This window comes from uncultured Sulfuricurvum sp., assembly GCF_937936435.1.
Taxonomy (GTDB): Bacteria; Campylobacterota; Campylobacteria; order Campylobacterales; family Sulfurimonadaceae; genus Sulfuricurvum.
Map to the genome: position 1 here is coordinate 1 of NZ_CALDDG010000138.1, position 2,971 is coordinate 2,971.

Genomic DNA, 2,971 nt, shown 5'->3' on the forward strand with positions numbered 1-2,971 from the left:
TCTGGAGCGGGAAACGAGGTTCGAACTCGCGACCCCAACCTTGGCAAGGTTGTGCTCTACCACTGAGCTATTCCCGCATTGTTTTTGTGGACTGGAAGTATAGCAAAAAAAATAGGGCGTGTAAAGAGTTTGATACGTTTTTTTCTCTTTTTTTAGTGTTACAAGGTTTTTCGAGTTTCTCTTGCGGTATAATCGCGATAACTGAATACATTATTGTAAAAAAGGAATCTTATGCGCAGCGATACGATCAAACGCGGGTTCGATAAAACCCCGCACCGTAGCCTTCTTCGTGCTACGGGACTTAAAGACGAAGATTTTAACAAACCATTCATCGGCGTAGCCAATTCCCATATCGATATTATTCCGGGGCATTTTTTCCTTCAGGAGTATGGCAGAATCGTCAAAGAGGCGATCCGCGAAGCGGGCGGAGTCCCGTTTGAATTTAATACAATCGGAGTCGATGACGGAATCGCGATGGGACATGACGGGATGCTTTACTCGTTGCCGAGCCGCGAATTGATCGCGGATTCGATCGAGACGGTGATGAATGCCCATAAGCTCGACGGATTGATCTGTATCCCCAACTGTGACAAGATCGTTCCGGGGATGCTGATGGGAGCACTGCGTGTCAATGTTCCGACGATTTTCGTATCCGGCGGACCGATGAAGGCAGGTCATAAAAAAGACGGAACTCCGATCGACTTGGCAACGGCATTCGAAGCGGTCGGTAAACATGCAGACGGCAAAATGAGCGATGAAGAGCTGTACGAGATCGAATGCGAAGCGTGTCCGAGCGGCGGATCGTGTTCCGGAATGTTTACGGCGAACTCGATGAATACTCTCTGCGAAGCGATGGGAGTCGCGTTGCCGGGTAATGGTACGGTTTTGGCGATGACACCGGAACGTATTGAGATGGTTAAAACGGCAGCACGCCGCATCGTCGAAATGGTCATGGACGAGAACAGTGCGAAATGGAACATGCGCAATATCCTAAACGACAAAGCGGTTCATAACGCGTTCGTCGTCGATATGGCGATGGGGGGAAGCTCGAATACGGTATTGCATATGCTCAGCATTGCCAAAGAGGCCGGAGTTGATTTCGATATCACCCAAATCAATACGATCAGTGAAAACGTTGCCCATATTGCGAAGATATCTCCATCGCTTTCGACCGTGCATATGGACGATATCAATCGTGCGGGCGGCGTTAACGCCGTTATGAAAGAGGTAAGCCGCCGCGGCGGAATCCTTCATACGGATGCGATGACGGTTACGGGGGAGACAATCGGCGAACGGATCAAAGATGCGGTGATCAAAGATCCGAACATCATCCATACCAATGAAAATGCCTACTCTCCGGTAGGGGGATTGTCTATTCTTTTCGGAAATCTTGCTGAAGAGGGCGCCGTTGTCAAAACGGCGGGGATTGCTCCAAGCATGCGGCAGTTCAAAGGAAAAGCGGTGTGTTTCAACTCCCAGCAAGAAGCAATCGCAGGTATTGTCGGGCATAAAGTTAAAGCCGGCGATGTTGTCGTTATCCGCTATGAAGGACCAAAAGGGGGACCGGGAATGCAAGAGATGTTGGCCCCTACGGCACTCATCATGGGGATGGGTCTGGGAGAGAGCGTCGCCCTCATCACCGACGGGCGCTTCAGCGGTGCCACCCGCGGTGCCTCTATCGGACACGTCAGTCCTGAAGCGGCGGAGGGTGGAATGATCGCCCTGATCGAAGACGGCGATGAGATCGAACTCGATGTCGATAAACATCTGTTGCAGCTTAATGTCGGTTATGACGTGTTGGAACAACGCCGTCTTCACTTTAAACCGATCACGAAAGAGATCCCGTCCAAATGGCTCAAACGCTATAGTCTTCTCGTCTCCAACGCTTCGAACGGAGCGGCCTTAAAAACGGAGCTTTAAGCCCCTCTTCTGTCACCGAATCGTAATCCTTCGGGGTTACACTTTCTTTCATGGATGAATCATTACGCTACCGCAGTGTCTTTATTTCTGATCTTCATTTAGGTACCCGAGACGCTCAGTCGGAGCAGTTGTTGGAGTTTATCCGTAATGTCGAGTGCGAACACCTTTATCTGGTCGGCGATATTATCGACGGATGGGAATTACGCCGTAATTGGCGATGGAGTCAGGCGCAGTCGGATGTGATCCAGAAAATCCTCCGTAAAGCCCGCAAAGGGACGCAGGTTTACTACATCATCGGTAATCACGATGAGTTCTTACGCCCTTTTTTACCGATGGTAATGGGGGATAATATTGTGATTACCCACGAAAAAGCCCATTTCGGTTTAGACGGAAAACGCTATCTCGTCGTACACGGCGATATGTTCGATGCGGTTACGATGACCAAAAAATGGGTAGCCCATTTAGGGGATCGATGTTACTTGTTCATGCTGCGTCTGAATCGTCCGATCAACACGGTACGCCGCTGGTTTGGCAAATACCATTATTGGTCGCTTTCCAAAATGGCGAAACAAAGTGTTAAACAGGCTGTGAGCTTTATCACCGACTATGAAGAGGTTCTCTCATCGCATGCGGATGAAAAAGGGTATGACGGAGTGATCTGCGGACATATCCATCATGCGGAGATCCGCTCGATCAACGGTATCGACTATCTCAACTGCGGGGACTGGGTCGAATCGTGCAGTGCCATCGTCGAGACCTATGAAGGGACATTTGAAATCTATGAGCACCACCAAAAACGTTAGCATCGTCTTTTACAAAGGTACCGGCACTTTGGCCGAAAAATTGATCCGTATGTGGACTAAAAGCCCATTTAGCCATTGTGAATTTCGCCGAAGCGACGGACTGTATCACTCGAACGACCGTTTCCGTTTTATTTCTAGAACGCAAGAGATGCATTTGGATCAAAGCGACTGGGAAATATGCGATATCTTTTTGCCCTCCGAAATCGTCGATCGGGTTGAACGGCGGCAGATTCGTAAAAATGGGAGCA

Annotated in this window: 3 protein-coding genes and 1 tRNA gene; 3 read left to right on the plus strand and 1 reads right to left on the minus strand. The window is 49.4% G+C overall.

What is annotated here, in order from left to right; all coding sequences use genetic code 11:
• Nucleotides 1–2 precede the first annotated feature (2 nt).
• Nucleotides 3–77, minus strand: a tRNA-Gly gene (locus tag Q0389_RS13120).
• A gap of 154 nt (nt 78–231) precedes the next feature.
• Here Q0389_RS13120 and ilvD point away from each other — a divergent pair.
• From ilvD to Q0389_RS13135, 3 genes are all read left to right on the plus strand, one after another.
• Nucleotides 232–1,920, plus strand: a complete 1,689-nt coding sequence (ilvD, locus tag Q0389_RS13125; RefSeq protein WP_298694893.1) for a dihydroxy-acid dehydratase — start codon at nt 232–234, stop codon at nt 1,918–1,920.
• 50 nt (nt 1,921–1,970) lie between these two features.
• Nucleotides 1,971–2,723 (plus strand): UDP-2,3-diacylglucosamine diphosphatase, encoded by a 753-nt coding sequence (locus tag Q0389_RS13130; RefSeq protein WP_298694895.1) that lies wholly within the window; start codon nt 1,971–1,973, stop codon nt 2,721–2,723.
• The coding region (locus tag Q0389_RS13135) for a hypothetical protein (RefSeq protein WP_298694897.1) at nt 2,701–2,971 on the plus strand (271 nt) is incomplete at its 3' end. The genes Q0389_RS13130 and Q0389_RS13135, both read left to right, overlap by 23 nt.